Source organism: Kitasatospora sp. NPDC090091 (assembly GCF_044747365.1).
Classification (GTDB): Bacteria; Actinomycetota; Actinomycetes; order Streptomycetales; family Streptomycetaceae; genus Kitasatospora.
In genome coordinates, this window is record NZ_JBIVDY010000031.1 from 60,531 (window position 1) to 77,965 (window position 17,435).

Annotated in this window: 13 protein-coding genes and 2 pseudogenes; 5 read left to right on the forward strand and 10 right to left on the reverse strand. The window is 70.2% G+C overall.

Annotated features, from left to right (window positions below; all coding sequences use genetic code 11):
* The first annotated feature begins 72 nt into the window (after positions 1–72).
* The gene (locus ACIPSC_RS35615; RefSeq protein WP_400833165.1) at positions 73–4,470 is read left to right on the forward strand and encodes a hypothetical protein; all 4,398 of its coding nucleotides are present in this window, start codon (positions 73–75) and stop codon (positions 4,468–4,470) included.
* A 278-nt stretch (positions 4,471–4,748) separates the two neighbouring features.
* The gene (locus ACIPSC_RS35620; RefSeq protein ID WP_400833168.1) at positions 4,749–5,564 is read left to right on the forward strand and encodes a DUF4037 domain-containing protein; all 816 of its coding nucleotides are present in this window, start codon (positions 4,749–4,751) and stop codon (positions 5,562–5,564) included.
* A gap of 24 nt (positions 5,565–5,588) precedes the next feature.
* On the opposite strand, the gene ACIPSC_RS35625 is transcribed toward ACIPSC_RS35620, so the two are convergent.
* Entirely contained in the window at positions 5,589–6,263 is a 675-nt protein-coding gene (locus ACIPSC_RS35625) for a hypothetical protein (RefSeq protein WP_400833170.1), read from the reverse strand.
* Between the two features lie 39 nt (positions 6,264–6,302).
* Here ACIPSC_RS35625 and ACIPSC_RS35630 point away from each other — a divergent pair.
* Positions 6,303–6,455: pseudogene (locus tag ACIPSC_RS35630) on the forward strand (nicotinate phosphoribosyltransferase); the annotation flags it as partial.
* Positions 6,456–6,469: 14 nt separating this feature from the next.
* Here the strand turns inward: ACIPSC_RS35630 and ACIPSC_RS35635 are convergent.
* The 5 genes from ACIPSC_RS35635 to ACIPSC_RS35655 are packed head-to-tail and all read right to left on the reverse strand — an operon-like array spanning position 6,470 to position 11,046.
* Positions 6,470–7,849, reverse strand: a complete 1,380-nt coding sequence (locus ACIPSC_RS35635) for a Ni/Fe hydrogenase subunit alpha (RefSeq protein ID WP_400833173.1) — start codon at positions 7,847–7,849, stop codon at positions 6,470–6,472.
* Positions 7,846–8,634 carry an oxidoreductase gene (locus ACIPSC_RS35640; RefSeq protein ID WP_400833180.1) on the reverse strand — a complete coding sequence of 263 codons (789 nt, stop codon included), beginning with the start codon at positions 8,632–8,634 and terminating at the stop codon, positions 7,846–7,848. The genes ACIPSC_RS35635 and ACIPSC_RS35640 overlap by 4 nt, the downstream gene beginning before the upstream one ends.
* Positions 8,635–8,636: 2 nt before the next feature.
* Entirely contained in the window at positions 8,637–9,440 is an 804-nt protein-coding gene (locus tag ACIPSC_RS35645; RefSeq protein WP_400833185.1) for an FAD/NAD(P)-binding protein, read from the reverse strand.
* A complete protein-coding gene (locus ACIPSC_RS35650) occupies positions 9,437–9,898 on the reverse strand; it encodes a Crp/Fnr family transcriptional regulator (RefSeq protein WP_400833188.1) in 462 nt (153 codons plus the stop codon). Before ACIPSC_RS35650 ends, ACIPSC_RS35645 begins: the two co-directional genes overlap by 4 nt.
* Positions 9,895–11,046 (reverse strand): 4Fe-4S dicluster domain-containing protein, encoded by a 1,152-nt coding sequence (locus ACIPSC_RS35655; RefSeq protein WP_400833193.1) that lies wholly within the window; start codon positions 11,044–11,046, stop codon positions 9,895–9,897. Before ACIPSC_RS35655 ends, ACIPSC_RS35650 begins: the two co-directional genes overlap by 4 nt.
* Before the next feature lie 180 nt (positions 11,047–11,226).
* On the opposite strand from ACIPSC_RS35655, the gene ACIPSC_RS35660 reads away from it, so the two are divergent.
* Positions 11,227–11,721 carry a hydrogenase maturation protease gene (locus ACIPSC_RS35660; protein WP_400833197.1) on the forward strand — a complete coding sequence of 165 codons (495 nt, stop codon included), beginning with the start codon at positions 11,227–11,229 and terminating at the stop codon, positions 11,719–11,721.
* A gap of 4 nt (positions 11,722–11,725) precedes the next feature.
* On the opposite strand, the gene ACIPSC_RS35665 is transcribed toward ACIPSC_RS35660, so the two are convergent.
* Together ACIPSC_RS35665 and ACIPSC_RS35670 are read right to left on the reverse strand one after the other, a co-directional pair.
* The gene (locus ACIPSC_RS35665; protein ID WP_400833245.1) at positions 11,726–12,001 is read right to left on the reverse strand and encodes an ATP-binding protein; all 276 of its coding nucleotides are present in this window, start codon (positions 11,999–12,001) and stop codon (positions 11,726–11,728) included.
* A 190-nt stretch (positions 12,002–12,191) separates the two neighbouring features.
* Positions 12,192–12,446 (reverse strand): annotated as a pseudogene (locus ACIPSC_RS35670) (hypothetical protein); the annotation flags it as partial.
* On the opposite strand from ACIPSC_RS35670, the gene ACIPSC_RS35675 reads away from it, so the two are divergent.
* The gene (locus ACIPSC_RS35675; protein ID WP_400833202.1) at positions 12,331–13,188 is read left to right on the forward strand and encodes a ferric reductase-like transmembrane domain-containing protein; all 858 of its coding nucleotides are present in this window, start codon (positions 12,331–12,333) and stop codon (positions 13,186–13,188) included. The pseudogene ACIPSC_RS35670 and the gene ACIPSC_RS35675 sit on opposite strands and share 116 nt — an antisense overlap.
* Before the next feature lie 120 nt (positions 13,189–13,308).
* Here the strand turns inward: ACIPSC_RS35675 and ACIPSC_RS35680 are convergent, their stop codons facing one another.
* Both ACIPSC_RS35680 and ACIPSC_RS35685 read right to left on the reverse strand, forming a co-directional pair.
* A complete protein-coding gene (locus tag ACIPSC_RS35680; RefSeq protein WP_400833206.1) occupies positions 13,309–13,782 on the reverse strand; it encodes a CoA-binding protein in 474 nt (157 codons plus the stop codon).
* 49 nt (positions 13,783–13,831) lie between these two features.
* Positions 13,832–17,425, reverse strand: a complete 3,594-nt coding sequence (locus tag ACIPSC_RS35685; protein WP_400833209.1) for a hydantoinase B/oxoprolinase family protein — start codon at positions 17,423–17,425, stop codon at positions 13,832–13,834.
* Positions 17,426–17,435 lie beyond the last annotated feature (10 nt).

Below are 17,435 nucleotides of genomic sequence, written 5' to 3' on the forward strand. Positions count from 1 at the left end.
GGGCGAACAGTCCGAACGCGCATACGACGAAAGGCGATCGACATCCGCACGGCGCTCGGCATCACCGTGCTGATGGCGTTCACCGCTCTCGCCACCGGCGCACCGTCCGCGAACGCGGCACCGGCCGCGCCGGCGCCGAAGGCCTCGGACGACCGGGCGTGGACGACCACGGGCGACGCTGAGGGCTTCCACATCATGGTCGCCGACGCCAAGGACGGCTACGGGTGGCGCACCGCCGCGTCGCTGTCGGAGCCGGGCTTCGACACCGATATGTGGATCGGCAACGCCTGCGTCACGGGCTCCGGCCAGCGCGCCGTCGTCGTGTATGCGCCGCGCACGTTCACCAATAAGCCGGACCTGATGGCCCGCGGCGGCTTCACCGCCGTCGTCGACCTGGCCACCGGCACTGTCACCAAGCTCGATCTTCAGGCCTCGCTGTCCTACTACAATCCCGGCTGCGGCGTCGACGAGACCGCCGTCCTCACCCAGTCCGGCGGTGAAGACAAGGCAGCCACCCGCCTGATCCGCATCGACGCCGCCACCGGCACAGTCGCCGCCCCGGTCGAAGCCAAGGGGCAGGTGACCTCCGCGGTCCCGGTCAGGGATGGCAGCATCGTCGCCGCCGACGCCGGGGCCCTGGTCAAGGTCGAGGCCAACGGCACCACCACCGAGGTCACCAAGACCAGCGGCGTCCCGTTCCGCATCACCGCCGACAAGGACGGCGGCGTGGTCTACCTCGACAAGGAGGCCTCCGCCCAGGCCAAGCCCGCAGCGGCGCCCAACGGCGCGGCAGGCACGGCGCCCGCCCCCGACACCGCCAAGGCCAAGCACGTCGGCGCCGACCAGATCAAGAAGCCCGACGCGAAGAATTCCAAGCCGGTCGAGTTCGCCTCGGGACCGCTCACCGAAACCGGCGTCAGCCGCGACGCCGCAGGCACGGTCTACATCACCGGGCCCGTCGCCAAGGCCGGAAGCAAGGTGCCTTCCAGCGCCAAACTGCTGCCCAGCGCGCCGAAAGAAGCAAAGGTCAGCACCAAGGGCGAGTCAGTCGTCACCCACACGCAGTGGGCCGATGGGAAGGACTCCCGGATCAACCCGGACGAGACGAAGGCGCCCCGCCCGGTCACGGTCGCGTTGAACCGCACCGACGGCGGGCAGATCGGGGCAGGAGTCGTCGACCCGGCGGCCAAGCCCAGCGCGAACAGTGCCCAAGGCAGCGCCCCTTCGCCGAAGCTGAAGGCCGCGCCGGCCCCCGGGCAGGCACCTGCATCCGCGGGCGCCGCGCAGCCCAGCCTGATGGCCGCCGACCCGACCGAGATCGTCGACTCCGAGCGCACCTGCGCCGTGCCGCGCAACGACCCGCGCAACCAGGCGCTGCAGCCCAAGCCCCGCCAGGTGGAGTGGGCAGTCGACCAGGCGATCGTCGGGAACCTGAACGCCAAGACCAGTCGGCCGGCGAACTGGAGGAACCTGGGCATGCCGGCCTACCAGCCGCAGACCCTCTTCCCCCTCGTTCCGCTGTCCGGCGGCAACCGCGTGCCCGCACAGATCCTGCTGGGCATCACGGCACAGGAATCGAACATGTGGCAGGCCGCCCGCTCCGCGGTCCCCGGCGTGACCGGGAACCCGTTGATCGGGAACTACTACGGCATCAACTACTACGACGGCAACAGCTCCAACGACTGGGACGTGAACTGGGCCAAGGCCGACTGCGGCTACGGCGTCACCCAGGTCACCGACGGCATGCGCCTGGCTGGCAAGGAGAAGCCCGGCGAGACCGCCCTGCCGTACCAGACGCAGCGCGCCGTAGCCCTGGACTACGCGACGAACATCGCCGCCGGCCTGCAGATCCTCTCCAAGAAGTGGAACCAGACCCGCGACGCCGGCATGGTCATCAACAACGGCAACCCGGCCAAGCTGGAGAACTGGTTCTTCGCCCTGTGGGCGTACAACTCCGGGTTCTACCCCAATGCCGGCGACTACAGCCCGTGGGGGGTGGGCTGGGCCAACAACCCCGCCAACCCCGAATGGGACGCCGGACGCCTGCCGTTCCTGGAGAACCAGGACGGCAACGACAACTACGCCGCTGCCGCGCACCCCCAGGACTGGCCCTACCAGGAGAAGGTCATCGGTTGGGCCGGACACCCGCTCGAGGGCCTGGAGTCGCCCGGCAAGTTGGTCAGCGGCTACCGCCAGGGCTGGTGGAACGGCGGTGACGGCAGCGCCCTGCAGTACGGCACGGCCAAGATGAACCGCGCGCTTGCCAAGCCGCTGGAGTCCACGTTCTGCACGGACCAGAACACCTGCTCGTGGGCGTACATCGGCGACGGCGCGTCCAACGACCCGGGCCTTGGCCCGTGCAACCGCGACGACCTCAAGTGCTGGTGGAACGCGTCGGTCACTTGGAAGAACGACTGCGACTACAGCTGCGGGAACGAGTTCGTCCGCTTCAACACCACCTATGCCGAAGAAGCCGACGGCACAGCCTATCCGCCCGTCTGCGGAACGGTGGGCCTGAGCGACAAAGTGGTGGTGGTAGATGACCAGCCCGACAACGTGCCCTCGATCCGCCCGAACTGCGGGCACTCGACCTGGTCCAGCCAAGGGACCTTCACGATGGCATTCGGCAACGACCCGACCGCTGTGACGTTCCCCGCGAAGGTGGACCTGCACCAGTTGGGTGCCGGACTCGGCGGCCACTTCTACTTCGCCCACACCCGTGCCGACGACGCCAAGGCGCAGCTGCTCAAGGTCACTGGCACCTGGACCGCGGACCCTGCAGCCTGGGCCGCCAAACGCACGCCGTCCGGCGAAGCGATGGTCCAGGTCCACCTGCCAGATCACGGCGCCCAGACGAAGGTCACGTACCAGATCAACACCGATGGCGGCCCCCAGTACGTCACCATCGACCAGCAGACGGCCGGCACCGCCGGGACCAACCGCTGGGTAACGCTGGGAACCTACTCGTTCAGGAACACTGTCCCCCAGGTCCAACTCACCAACATCGCCCCTGGCGGCGCCGGTGACCGCGACGTGGCATACGACGGCGTCGCCTTCATACCGGGCGACTTCTCGAAGATGCCGCACATTACCCTGCCCGAAGCCGACCCAACGGCTCCCGACCGCGATGCCGTCGAGGAGCCCATACCGATCAACGGCAGCGGCGGCTTGGCGGCCAAGGCCGCGCAGGCCACCCAACAGCCCTTGGGCAGCCAGGTCCGACAGGACTCTACGTGCGCGGACAGGGACGCGAAGACGCGGATCAAGGTGTGCTCCAAATACACAAGCACGGATGCACTGACGCAGTCGGCGGCGCCATCGGCCAGCGATTCACAACAATTGCCGCAGCCGGGTGCACAGGCCGCAAGTGGCCCGTCCTCGACGGAGTTCGTCCCTTGGTGCCCCTCACGTCTCGGTGATGCGATGACCCGGACGGCTGCATGCATTCACGGAACCCTCGAGCTGATCTACTTCGACGAGGGGGACGCGCAAATCGGGACTGCGACTTTCATGGTCGAACAGCAGATCCTGCTCTACATCAATGAAATTGGCTTCGACCAATCCATGAAGCTGACACCGGCAGGGGTGAGCCCGAACCTCGAACAGGTGAACCTCAGCATCACATTCCTGTGTGACGATGTCGACAAGAATTGCAGCACGTCCAACCAGGGCTGGACGGGTTCCCTGACCTGGTTTCCGTTCGACAACCATACTGCGAGTGCCTTTGTCGCGAACAAGTGGACCAAGACGTTGAGCGGCCCTGGGATGATCGACAAGCTGCCGCTCGGCTGGCGCGCTGTCGCCACCTCACCCATCACTGCGAAACCGGCGACCAGTTCCTGGGACAAGCCTCAGGCGGCCCCCCGCTGCGACAACTGGATCCCAGCACGGCGCCCTGGTTGCGTCTTCCCGGATTACACGCCGACCTACCTGGTGAACACGGCGCAGGACCCCACCGCAGCCGCGATGTACTGGATCGCTCAGCAGAAGCTGCCGACCCATCCGGGTATAAGGGACTACCTGGGGCAGGCCTATCCGCTGCACCGTGTCTCCGACACGCAGCGGAACAGTAATCGAAAGATCATGTGCGAGCTCGCCGTTGCCGCGTACACCAAGCATCCGCTCACGCCGGACGCAACGTGCGACGAGTACGCCTTCGCAGTGTCCAAGGAGAGCGGCGCCATGCAGCCCGGCGTGACCTCCGGGGGTCAGTGCGCGCAGTTCTATGCGGAGAAGCTGGCCGTCGGCTGGACTCTGTGGTACGACAACCGGGTTCCAATCCCCACGTGGCAGGAGAAGTGCGCTCGCGGCTCCATCCCGGGCGCACAGAACTCGGGTGCGGCCGACCGCATCGGCCTGGTCTTCTTCGCAAACAATCGCGTCATGCTGGACGACGCCTGGTACGTCAGCGTTCCAGGCTTTGAAGGGTGCGACCCAATCGGCGAGTGCATGGTGAGCACCCGCCCGTAATCTAGCCGCCCCCAGGCGGCGGTCGGACGATGGGACCCTGTCCGACCGCCGCCTGGTCAGCTGCGCAATTCACCGCTGACCACCGGGGCATCGAGCAGATCGACCTGCTTGATGCCGACCCCAAACCGGTCTCGTCGCAGACGAGGATGTGTGCAGATCTTGTTGGGGTGCCTCGCATGGGCGACTTGGAGGTCGTTGGGATGCGGTAGCCGATGAGCGGCGGTCGCCTGCTGCGAAATGGGCTGGTCGGACGCGCTGGCAAGTGCCAGACTCGCGCCATGCGGATGATCATCGAGGACATGGCTCGCGACTTGGCGCAAGTGCCGGGCGTAGTCGGGGTGCTGCTCGGCGGCAGCCGGGCCCGTGAAGAGCACCGACCCGAATCGGACTGGGACCTCGGCGTCTACTACCGCGGTGGCGAGCTTGACCTCGCCGCGTTGCGCGCGCTGGCCGGGCCGGACGTGGACGTGGCTGCTCCGGGCGGCTGGGGGCCCTGGGTGAACGGTGGCGCGTGGCTGCGGGTTGACGGGGTCGCAGTCGACTGGATCCTTCGGGACCTTGACCGGGTCGAGCAGGTGTGGGCTGACTGCTGCGAGGGCCGGTACGAGGTGGGGGTGCAGGCGGGTCATCCGCTCGGATTCTGGTCGCCCTCCTATGCGGGCGAGGTGGCGCTCGGGCAGGTACTGGCCGACCCCGGTGGAGAGCTGACCGAGCTTCGGCGGCGGACCGCGACGTATCCGGAGCAGCTGCGGGAAGCGCTGACGGCGGGAGCCTGGGAGGCAGAGTTCCTTGTCGATGCCGCGGCGAAGGGCGCCGCCCGGGGCGACATCCTCTACGTGTCCCTGTGTCTGTCGCGAGCGGTCGGCGTGCTGGTGCAGGCGTTGTACGCCGCGGACAAGCGCTGGTGCCTTAATGAGAAGGGCGCCCTGGCTGTCGCCGAGACGCTGCCGACGGCACCGCCGGACCTCGGTGCGCGCGTCCGCGTCATGCTGGGGTGCCCGGGAGAGACGCCTGAGGCACTGAGTGCGACGGTGGCCCGGGCTCAGGCACTGGTCCAGGAGACCCGCACGATGCTGAGCACGCCCACTGTGTAGGGTGCCAGGTCCGATCGGGTGTTGTTAGGCGGCGAGTCTGAGCTGGTCGCGGTAGCGGGTCTGGTGGTTGCGGGCGAACGCCTGCTTCTCGTGCCAGGTCCAGTAGGCGTCGAAGTCGCCGTTGCTGCGTAGGGCGCGGAGCTTGAGTACGGCCTCGGCGCCGGCGAGGCCCCAGCGGGCCCCGGTGATGTCGAGGCAGTCTTCGACCGGGTGGCGGCAGGCGCCCTCGATGATGCCGGTGGCGATCGGCCAGCCGTTGGCGAGGGCCGTGTCGTAGCGCAGGTAGGCGGCCTTGTTGCGCAGGTAGCCGATGGCGTCGTCGATGCCCTTTCGGCGGCTCTTCTTCAGCCGGGCGGTGCGGGCGGCCTTCTCCAGGGCGGTCGCGGCCTGTTCGGCCCCGCCCTCAAGGAGGGTGCGGGCGTGTCGGGCGACCCATGCTCCGGCGCTCGGGTCACCGGGGGCGTGCAGGCACCAGGCCGCGTTCCACAGGTATTCGAGCACGTGGATGAGGTCGATGACGATGTGGACGGTCGCGTCGCGGCGTGTCGCTTCGGCGGTGATGAGGTCGAGTTGGTGGCGGGCTCCGTCGACGAGCACGACCCAGGGCCTGCGGTGGGTGGGGTCGCGGTGCTCGGCCTGATCGAAGGCGGCGGCCACGACCTCGGCGGCGGTGTCGTCGACGCGACCGTGCCGTCCCATCCGTACCTCTTCGCCGATTGACGGACTACTGCCGTGCCGCTGTGGGCCCTGGTCACCGACCTGTACGAGGTGACGATGACCCTGTCCTACCTGCGGGAGGACATGACCGCGCCGGCCACGTTCAGCCTGTTCGTCCGGGAACCGCCGCCGGAGCGCGGCTTCCTGGTCGCGGCCGGGCTGGAGTCCGCTCTGGCGTCGCAGCCGGTTCAGTCACCGGCCCTGGTTCGTTCGACGGTGAGGTCGAGGAAGTGGGCCGAGCACGAGATGCACGGGTCGTGGTTGCGGATCACCCGCTCGCATAGGGCGGTCAGTTCGGCGTTGGTGACCTCGCCGCGTCCGAGGCGCTCTTGCACGACGCGGCGCAGGTCCGCCTCGATCGCCCCCTGGTTCTGCGCGGTCGGAGGGACCAGGGCGGCGTCGGTGACGGTCCCCTCACCGTCGACGGCGTAACGGTGGTAGAGGAGGCCCCGCGGTGCCTCGGTCGCGCCGTGACCAGTGGCCGCCCGTGGTGACACGTTGACGTGGGGACGCGGTGGGCGTTCATACGCGTCGATGATGCGCAACGCCTCGTCGACCGCGTAGAGCACCTCGACCGCCCGGACGACGATGCTCCGGAAGGGGTTGCGGCAGACGGTGCCCCGGCGTGGGTCACCGAGACCGGCGTCCTGGGCCGCCTGGACGGCGATCGGGGAGAGCCATCGGCCGCTGATCGCGTAGCGGGCGAGCGAGCCGGTGAGATGGCGGCGGCCGTCCAGCAGCGATTGGAGCGCGGTGGAATGGGGCACCTGGCTCTCGACGACGTGCTCGCCGAAGTCGTGGACCGCGAAGGTGCGCGTGGGAAGTGCACGGTCGGACCCGGCCGGCAGCCCGGCGGTCTGCGGAGCCGGCATAACCGTCGGGGTACCCGACTCGATCGCGTAGCTCCCCGGGACGGCCAGCGCGAGAAGGTCGTGGTCACAGCCGGCGTCGGGGAAGTCGAAACCCGCCACCCAGCGCACCGTCTGTTGTGCGTCGTCCCGGGCGCGGCGCAACCGCTCGGCCAGTGGCCTCAATTCGGCCGTGGTCGGGGTGCGGTGGAAGCCACCGAGGCGGACGTTGACCGGGTGGATCGCCCGACCGCCGAGCAGCTCCATGATCGTATTGCCGGCCTGCTTGAGACGTAGACCGCGTTCGACGTCGGCGCGGTGGGTGCGGGCCAGGTCGACAACACTGTTGCAGCCGAGGAAGTCGGGTGCGTGGAGGAGGTGGATGTGCAGCGTCTGGCTCTCGATCCACTCACCGCAGTAGAGCAGCCGGCGCAGCGCGGCCAACTGCCCGTCGACGGTGGCACCGCAGGCGTCCTCCACAGCGCGGCAGGCACTCATCTGGTACGCGACCGGGCAGATCCCGCAGATCCGGGAGGTGATGTCGGGTGGTTCGGCGTACGAGCGTCCGCGGAGGAGCGCCTCGAAGAACCGCGGGGGTTCGTAGATCGCCAGCCGGGCTTCGGTGACCTCGCCGCCGTCCGTGCGCAGGTGCAGCGCGGTCTCGCCCTCGACGCGCGCGAGCGACCCGACGTGGAGCGTCCTGGAGCCGCGGTGGGTCACCGTTCCAGTTCCTTCCTGGAGGCCGCGTCGAACTCGGGGGCGGCGGTGTTGAACGTACGCAGTACCCGCACCACGTCGAGGGTGTCCATACCGTCGCGGCGCAGCAACGGGATGAAGGAGGGGAAGTTCGTGGAGTTCGAGGGTCCGAAGCAGCCGTAGCAGCCCCGGTCGTAGGCGGGGCAGAGCGCGCCGCAGCCGGCGTGGGTGATCGGGCCGAGGCAGGGGGTGCCGTGGGCCACGGTCACGCAGACCGTGCCGCGCTGCTTGCACTCGAAGCAGACGCTGTGTGCGGGGACGTCCGGTGTGCGGCCGGCCAGATAGGCGGTGATCACCTCGATGAGCTGGCGCCGGTCGATGGGGCAGCCACGCAGTTCGAAGTCGACGGGGACGTGCGCGCTGATCGGCGTGGAGGTGGCGAGCGTATCGATGTAGTCCGGGCGCGCGTAGATGACGGCCTGGAACTCGGCCACGTCCGCGTAGTTGCGCAGCGCCTGGACGCCTCCGGCGGTGGCGCAGGCACCGATGGTGACCAGGTGCCGCGAGACCGCGCGGACGTGCCGGATCCGCTCGGCGTCCTGCGGAGTGGTCACCGAGCCCTCGACGAGCGAGAGGTCGTACGGGCCCGGGACGCTCGCACTGGAGGCCTCCAGGAAGTGCGAGACCTCCACCTGCTCGGCGATCGCGAGGAGCTCGTCCTCGCAGTCCAAGAGGGTCAGCTGGCAGCCGTCGCAGGAGGCGAACTTCCACACGGCCAGCGTCGGTCGCCGGTCGGCTCTGCTCGGCATCGTCACAACTCCCTGACTGCGAGCAGAGGTCGGGCACGGGTCCAGGTGACGACCGGACCGTCGCGGCAGAGCAGGAGAGGGCCGAGCTGGCAGTGCCCGCAGTGGCCCGTCCCGCAGTGCATGGTGCGCTCCAGCGAGACTCTGATCCGGTCCGGGTCGACGCCGCGCTGTACCAGGTCACGGGCGGCGGCCCGGATCATCGGCTCCGGGCCGCAGACGAACGCCGCCGATTCCTGCGGGTGAAACGCGGACCGGTCGAGCAGGCTCGTGACGACGCCCACCTCGCCCTGCCACCGTGCGTCGGGGCGGTCGACGGTGACCGCGGCCTTCCCCGCCGCCTGCCAGTCGCGCACCTCCTCGGCGTAGAGCAGATCACCGGGTGTACGTGCCCCGATCAGGACGCTCAGCCGCCCCTTCCGTCCGGACCCGGTGAGCGCGGCGCGGACGACCGGCCGCAGCGGCGCCAGGCCGATTCCGCCGGCGACCACCAGCAGGTCGAGCCCGGCTGTGGCGGGAAGCTCCCAACCGGTGCCGAACGGCCCGCGTACGCCGACCATCGCTCCGGGCCGCAGGCCGTACAGCGCGCCGGAGACCGCGCCGACCGCACGGACGGTGTGGGTCAGTCGGTGGCCGTCGAAGCCGCTGACCGAGAGTGGGATGTCCCCGATGCCGAAGGCGTACACCATGGCGAACTGCCCAGCGGTGAAAGGCCGGAGGGGTACCTCGGCGGGCTCCAGAACGATCGTGGCGGTGTCGGGCGTCTCGGCCTTGCGTTCGATCACGCGGTACGGGAGGGGAGTCGTCATGGCGCCCCGCCGTCGCCAGGCTGTCCGTAGAGGTCGAGCAGGCGGGTGCGGGTGGTCTTCAACCTCCGGGCGATCACCCGGGCGACACCATTCGTCACCGCCAGGCCGAAGGCGGGGTCCTCCTCGCACGCGGCGCGGATGCGCTCCGCGTCGAACTCGGATGCCAGCACGGTGCCACGGGTCTGCGCTCCGAGGTGCCAGCGGTACGGTTCGAACAGCCAGGACCAGCCGAGCAGATCGCCCTCACCGAGGGTCTCCACCACGGTTTCGCGCCGGCCAGGAACGTGAACGTCGAGCGCGACGCTCCCGGAACCGATGATCCAGAACCGGTCGGCGACGCCGTCCTCCTCGAAGATGCGGGCCCCGCCGGGGAAGGTCACCTCGTGGGAGAAGCCTTGGAGACGTTCGCGGTGACCTGGCGGCAGCGCACCGAGGAATCCGTGGCGGGCGACGGTCACGACAGGCCCTCCTCCCCCACCGACCCGGCCGCGTCCCATTCACGGTTCAGCGCGTGAGCCTCCTCGGTGATGTCGATGCCGACCGGGCACCACACGATGCAGCGCCCGCAACCGACGCAACCCGAGCTGCCGAACTGGTCGTACCAGGTGCCGAGTTTGTGGGTGGCCCACTGCCGGTACCGGCTGCGTGGGGTGTCGCGGACGGGGCCCGCCTGGAGCTGCGAGAAGTCCAGGTCGAAGCAGGACTCCCAGCGCCGCCACCGCTCGGCATGGTCGCCCGTCAGGTCGGTGACGTCCTCGGCGGTGGTGCAGAAGCAGGTCGGGCAGACCATGGTGCAGTTGCCGCAGGTCAGGCAACGTGCCGCAACGTCGTTCCAGCGCTCGGCCGTGAGGGTCTCACGCATCAACTCCTGGAGGTCCACGGGCGGCATGGTGCGGCCCATCCGGTCGGCCGCCCCGGCGACGCACTCGGAGGCGGCGTTCCGGGTCGCGGCATCGGCAGGGAGGCTCGGCAGCTCCGCCAGAACCGACTTCCCCGCCTCGCTCCCGGCCCGCAGCAGGAATCGGTGGCCGTCGGCGTCGAGCACCTCGGTGAGCGCCAGGTCATAGCCGGGCCCGACGGCCGGCCCGGTGCCCATGGACACGCAGAAGCAGGTGGCCCCCGGCTCGGTGCACTCCACCGCCACCAGGAACGCCCGTTCGCGGCGCCCGCGGTAGGCCGGGTCGGTGTACATCCCACCGGTCAGCACCCGGTCCTGGATCGCGATGGCCCGCAGATCGCAGGGACGGACTCCGAGGAAGGCGTACGAGGGCGGCGACGTCCGTTCCTCCGTCATCACCAGCTCACCGTCGGCGCGCCGTTCGGCCGTCCACTGCCGCTCGCGCGGGGGGTGCAGGAACGTCTTCCAGGACTGCGGGCCGGCGCTGTGGGCGAACACGGCGCCGTCCTCGCGGGCGCGCAGCCGGTACCTCCCGGCCTCCAGCTCGACCCCCCAACCGTATGGGAGCCCGTCACCGTCCGAGAGCTCGGCCAGAACGATCGCCCCGTCGCGGACCGTCGGCCCCACGACCGTGCGACCGCGCCCGGCGAGGACCGAGATCAGCCCGCTCAGTCCGTCCCGGTCGATCACCACCGCGCCGTCCGCCACGTCAACCTCCGCGCACCCGGTCACACCGCCCCGGCCAGTAGTAGCTGTCCCGGCCAGTATGTGTGCGCGCCCGCGGCCGGGCGTCCCGGCGTGGTCCAGGTGGCGGCCTCCTTTCCCCGGATGGTCCCGAGCCGGCCGCAGTGCGACTGCCGGCCGAGGTGTACGGGAACGACGGAGCGCATGAATGTCACCGCGCGGATCGCCGTCATCGGCGTCGGGAACGAGTACCGCCGCGACGACGGCGTGGGCTGGGCCGTCGTGACGCGGCTGGCGGAACGGGCCGAGCAACAGCCCCTACCGGGCGGGACGGTCCTGCGGGTGTGCGACGGCGACCCCGCCCGGCTGATCACCCTGTGGGAGGACGCCGAGCTCGCCATCGTGGTGGATGCCACCCATGCCCACCCCGCATCCCCCGGCCGGGTCCACCGTCTGGAGCTGACCGGTGACCGGCTGACGCCTCCGGGCGGTGCGACGAGTTCCCACGGTCTCGGCCTGGGTGAGGCCGTCGAACTCGCCCGAGAACTGGACCGTCTGCCGCGGCACCTGATCGTCTACGCCGTCGAACGGGCCGACGGCAACCTGGGCACCGGCCTTTCGGCACCCGTCGCAGCCGTCGTGACACCGCTCGCCGAGCGGATAGCGGAGGACATCACGCTGCTCCGGCGTCCTCGCTGAGCGATCACGGCTGGGGCACCGCCGCCCACGACGGCCCAGCCGATCCGATTCGGTCGCAGGACCGGTGGGCCGGAAGCCGCACAGCGAACACGGTGCGCCCCGGACGGCTCGCCACCTCGACCTCGCCGCCCTGGGCCTGGATCACCACCTGAACGATCGACAGGCCAAGCCCGGTCGATCCGGTCGTGCGCGAGCGGGCCCGGTCGCCGCGGACGAAGCGCTCGAAGACCCGGCCGGTCAGCTCGGGCGGAATTCCCGGGCCGTTGTCCGTGATAGCCATCCGTACCTGCTCCCCCGCCCGCTCCAGGCTGACCTCGACCTCGGTGCCGGCGGGGTGTGGGGGTGGGCGTCGGCCAGCAGATTGGCCACCACCTGGCTCAGCCGGTGGGCGTCGCCGCGCACGAGAACGGGCTCCTCGGCACTTCACCGGGATGACGCAAGGCGAGCTCCGCATGCCCACGTACCGCGGCCACGGGGGTGCGGAGCTCGTGGCTGGCGTCCGCGGCGAACGCCCGCAGCCGTTCCTCCACCGCGTGCCGGCGGGCCAGGGCGGCTCCCACGTGATCGAGCATCCGGTTGAGGCCGTGCCGACCCTGCCGGAGATCCCGGATGACCAGCGTCGCCCCGCCACGCTCCGCGAACCCGGCGCATCGCGCGGCGCCGCGCCGTCCAGCCGCCGCCGGACCGACCGCCGTGCTCGGGCTGATCGCCGTGCTTGGGCTGATCGCCGCAGGCGCTCTGGGCGTCGTCTTCCTGTGGTGGACGAACACGACCGCGGTCATCGGAGCGGCGGGCCGGCTCACCGGTGCGGGCCGGATCACCGGCCTGCTCGCCGGGTACGCGGCCCCTGTGCTGCTCCTGCTCGTGGCCCGGCTTCCGGCGCTGGAACGCGGGGTCGGCGCCGACCGCCCGGCCCGCTGGCACGCTTTTGGCGGCCGCTGGCTGGTGGCTGTGGTGACCGCGCACGTGCTCACGATCGTCTGGGGCTACGCCCTGACAGACGGCCGCGGCCTGCTCACCGAGGGCGTGGAGATCACGTTTCACTTCCCCGAGATGCTCAGGGCGACGGTGGCCACGCTCCTGATGCTGGGAACCGGCGTGGTCTCCGCGCGGGCGGCCCGCCGCCGGCTCTCCTACGAGGGCTGGTACTACCTGCATCTGGCGACGTACCTGGTGGTAGCCCTGGCCTTCGGACACCAACTGGCCATCGGCGACGGCCCGGCCCGGGTCGCCTGGTACGCCCTCTACCTGCTCACGGCGGCCCTGGTGGGCTGGTACCGACTGGTGCGGCCGTGGCTGTGCGACCGCCGCCACCGGCTCACAGTGACCGAGGTCCGGCCCGAGAGCCCCGGTGTGGTGTCCCTCTTCCTGCGGGGGCAGCGGCTGGACGAGTTGCGGGCGGAGCCCGGGCAGTTCTTCCGGCTGCAGTTCGACGCGCCCGGCCTGCGCTGGGCCGCCAATCCGTAATCACTGTCCGCACCGCCGCACCCGCAGTTCGGGACATCACCGACCGGCTGCATCACATCGACGCGGTCTTCTCCACCTACCGGGCGGACAGCGACATCAGCCGCCTCGACCGCGGCGAACTCAGCACCGACCAGCACCACGAGGTCGGGGACGGCCAAGGAGGGCGCCCACCGTCGGGTACGCGCGCTCACCCGCGACCTCCCCGGCGAACGGGTTGACGGCCCACACGGGCCCGACGAAGCCGCCATCGCGGACCTTCCGCAGCACGGTCTGTCCGACCGACCCCGGACGGCGCGAAGGCTCCACGACCGCGACCGAGCCCGGCCGCAGCAGCGGAACCAGGCTGACCACGTCCGCGCGGCGGCCACGCTCGTCAACGGCCTCACGGTAGTGCTCGTCCGCCTCCTCCAACGGGACCCGCACCCGAATCTCGCCCTGCTCGAGGCGGCGGTGCACGGGCAGCCCGAGATCGGCGAAGACCCGGTGGACGGCCCGGTTGCCGGATAGCGTGTCGGCTTCGAAGACTTGGACGCCCCCGCGGCTCGGCTCCGTCCCCCACGGCCTGCTCCACCGTGCCCGCTGCCCGGTCGTCATCGTGCCCACTCCCCCGCCGGTCCGGCACTGATACCGGACCGGACCGACGTCAGGGCCGGCCGTAGCCACCACCACCAGGGGTCTCGACCACCAGGACATCGTCCGGATCCACCATGACGAAGTCGCAGCCGGCCAAGTGGTGGACCGTGCCGTCGACGCATTCGACCCGGTTGGCTCCGATCGCGCCGGGCCGGCCCCCCGCGAGGCCGTAGGGTGGGATCCGGCGGTGGCTGGAGAGGATGCTGACGGCCATCGGCTCGCGGAACCGGATCCGCCGGACGGCGCCGTCGCCACCGTGCCAGCGCCCTGGGCCCCCGCTGCCCACCCGAACGGAGAACTCCTCCACCAGGACCGGCAGTCGCCACTCCAGGACTTCGGGGTCGGTGAGCCTCGAGTTCGTCATGTGCGTCTGCACCACGGAGGCGCCGTGGAATCCGTCGCCCGCGCCGGAGCCGGAGCCGAGTGTCTCGTAGTACTGGTGGTCCTTGTTTCCGAAGCTGATGTTGTTCATCGTGCCCGATCCCTCCGCCTGGACGCCGAGCGCCGCGTAGAGGGCACCGACGATCGCCTGGGAGGTCTCGACGTTCCCGGCCACCACGGCGGCCGGGTAGCGCGGGGCCAGCATCGACCCGGGCGGGACGACGATCCGCAGCGGCCGCAAGCAGCCGTCGTTGAGCGGGATGTCCTCTGCCACCAGGGTGCGGAAGACATACAGCACGGCCGCCGTGGCCACCGACGCGGGCGCGTTGAGATTGCCGTCGAGCTGATCCGCGCTGCCGGTGAAGTCGACGACGGCCGAACGGTCCCGGTGGTCGACGGTGACGCGTACGGCGATCACCGTACCGGCGTCGGTCTCGTACCGGTGGGCGCCGTCGTCCAGCCGGACGATCACCCGACGGACGGCTTCCTCGGCGTTGTCCTGGACGTGCCGCATGTACGCCTGCACCACGTCCAGCCCGAAGTGGCCGATCATCGCGCCGATCTCCTCGACACCCTTGCGGTTGGCGGCGATCTGGGCCCGGAGGTCGGCCAGATTGGTCTCCGGGTTGCGCGAGGGGTACGGCGCCTCGCGCAGCAGCTTCCGGGTCTCCGCCTCCCGTAGCCGCCCGTCCCGGACCAGCAGCCAGTTGTCGAACAGCACGCCCTCCTCCTCGATCCGGCGACTGCCTGCCGGCATCGAGCCGGGGGTGAGTCCACCGATCTCCGCGTGGTGCCCGCGCGAGGCGACGTGGAACAGGATCCGCTCCCCGGCCTCGTCGAAGACCGGGGTGACCACGGTGATGTCGGGGAGGTGGGTACCCCCGTGGTAAGGGTCGTTGACGGCATAGGTGTCGCCGGGCCGCATCGAGTCGCCGCGCCGCCGGATCACCTCCTGGACGGTGGTGCCCATCGAGCCGAGGTGGACCGGTATGTGCGGGGCGTTTGCGACCAGGGCGCCGTCCGGGTCGAACAGGGCGCAGGAGAAGTCCAGTCGCTCCTTGATGTTGACCGACTGCGCGGTCGACTTCAGCCTCGCTCCCATCTGTTCGGCGATCGACATGAAGAGGTTGTTGAACACCTCCAGCAGCACCGGGTCCGCCTCGGTGCCGGCGGTCTCGGCCCCGGGAACCACGACCCGCTCCAGCAGCAGATGGCCCACCGGGCCGACGGTCATCCGCCAGCCGTCGTCGACGACGGTGGTGGCACCGGACTCGGCCACGATCGCGGGACCGGTCACCGTTCGCCCCGGGGGCAGTAGTTCGCGCCGGTACAGGCCGACCTTCCGCCATTTCCCGACGGCGTAGAGATCGGCCTCCTCGGACACCCCGGACCCTTCTCCGGAGGCTACGCCCAGGATGTCGAGGTCGAGCGAGCCGGTGAGCCCGGTTGCCTCCACCGACAAGGCTTCAACGATGATGTGACGTTTCATCAGGAATGAATACAGGGAACGGTGGGCGACCTCGAAGGCGTTGATCATCGCCGCCGGCTCGGCCAGCTCCACCATGATCGTGGTGTCCGTGCCGTCATAGCGCAGCCGGGCCTGCCGGACCGTTCGGACGCGGTCCGCCGGGATCTCCTCGGCCAGCAAGTCGGCCCGGGCGGTCCGGGTGAGCGTCTCGGCCACCTCCGCGACCCTGCCCATTGACGCCTGTTCCAACGGGAGTTCGACGGACTGCTCGCGTATCACGATCGCATCGGCCAATCCGATGCCGAGCGCGGAGAGCAACCCGGCCGCAGGCGGTACGAGGACTGTCCGGATGCCAAGGGCGTCGGCGACCGCACAAGCGTGCTGGCCGCCCGCGCCACCGAAGGTGGTGAGCGCATACCGGGTGATGTCGTGCCCCCGCTGGACCGAGACCCGTTTCACGGCATTGGCGATGTTGTCCACGGCGATCCTCAGGAAGCCCTCGGCCACCTGCTCGAGTGTCCGGTCGTCGCCCGTCCGGCCGGAGATGTCGGCGGCGAGGACGCGGAACGCCTGCCGGACCGCCTCCTGGTCCAACGACAGGTCACCGCTCGGTCCGAACACCTTCGGAAAGGAGCCGGGTTGGATCCGGCCGAGGACGAGGTTGGCGTCCGTCACCGTCAGCGGGCCACCCGCCCGGTAGGACAGTGGGCCGGGGTCGGCGCCGGCTGAGTCCGGCCCGACCCGGTAGCGGGCGCCGTCGAAATGCAGCACCGATCCGCCACCTGCGGCGACCGTGTGGATCGCCAGCATCGGCGCCGTCAGCCGCACACCGGCCACCTGGGTGCTGACCACGCGCTCGTACGCACCCGCGTAGTGCGAGACGTCGGTCGAGGTGCCGCCCATGTCGAATCCGATCACCCGGTCGTGGCCGGCCAGTTCGGACATCCGGGCCATGCCGACGATCCCGCCGGCCGGACCGGACAGGATCGCGTCCTTGCCCCGGAAGTGACCGGCCTCGGCCAATCCGCCATTTGACTGCATGAACATCAGCCGCACCCCGCGCAGCTCGTTCGCCACCTCGTCGACGTAGCGGCGCAGCACCGGTGTCAGGTAGGCGTCCACGACGGTGGTGTCACCGCGCGGCACCAGCCGCATGAGCGGGCTGACCTCGCTCGACAGCGAGACCTGCGGGAAGCCGATGCCACGAGCCAGTTCTCCGATCACCCGCTCGTGCACAGGGTGGAGGTGGCTGTGCAGGAGGGCCACCGCGACCGAGCGGATTCCGCGGTCGTACGCCGTCCGCAACCGGGCACCGAGCGCGTCGAGATCGGGTGGGCGCAACACCGTGCCGTCGGCGGTGATCCGTTCGTCCACCTCGATCACCGCCTCGTACAGCGGCTCCGGGAGGACGATCCGGCGAGCGAAGATGTACGGGCGGTCCTGGTAGCCGATCCGCAGAGCGTCACCGAAACCGCGGGTGACGACCAGTACGGTCCGCTCGCCGGCCCGCTCCAGCAGGGCGTTGGTCGCCACGGTGGTACCCATCCGGACGGCCTCGATATCCGCAACGGTGAGGGGCTCTCCCGGCGCGAGACCCATGAGGTGCCGGATGCCGGCGACGGCGGCATCACGGTAGCGGCGGCGGTCCACCGAGAGCAGCTTGTGGGTGACCAGACGACCGTCCGGGCGCAGGCCGACGACATCGGTGAACGTCCCCCCTCGGTCCACCCAGAACTGCCAACCACGACGGACCACGGCCACCTCC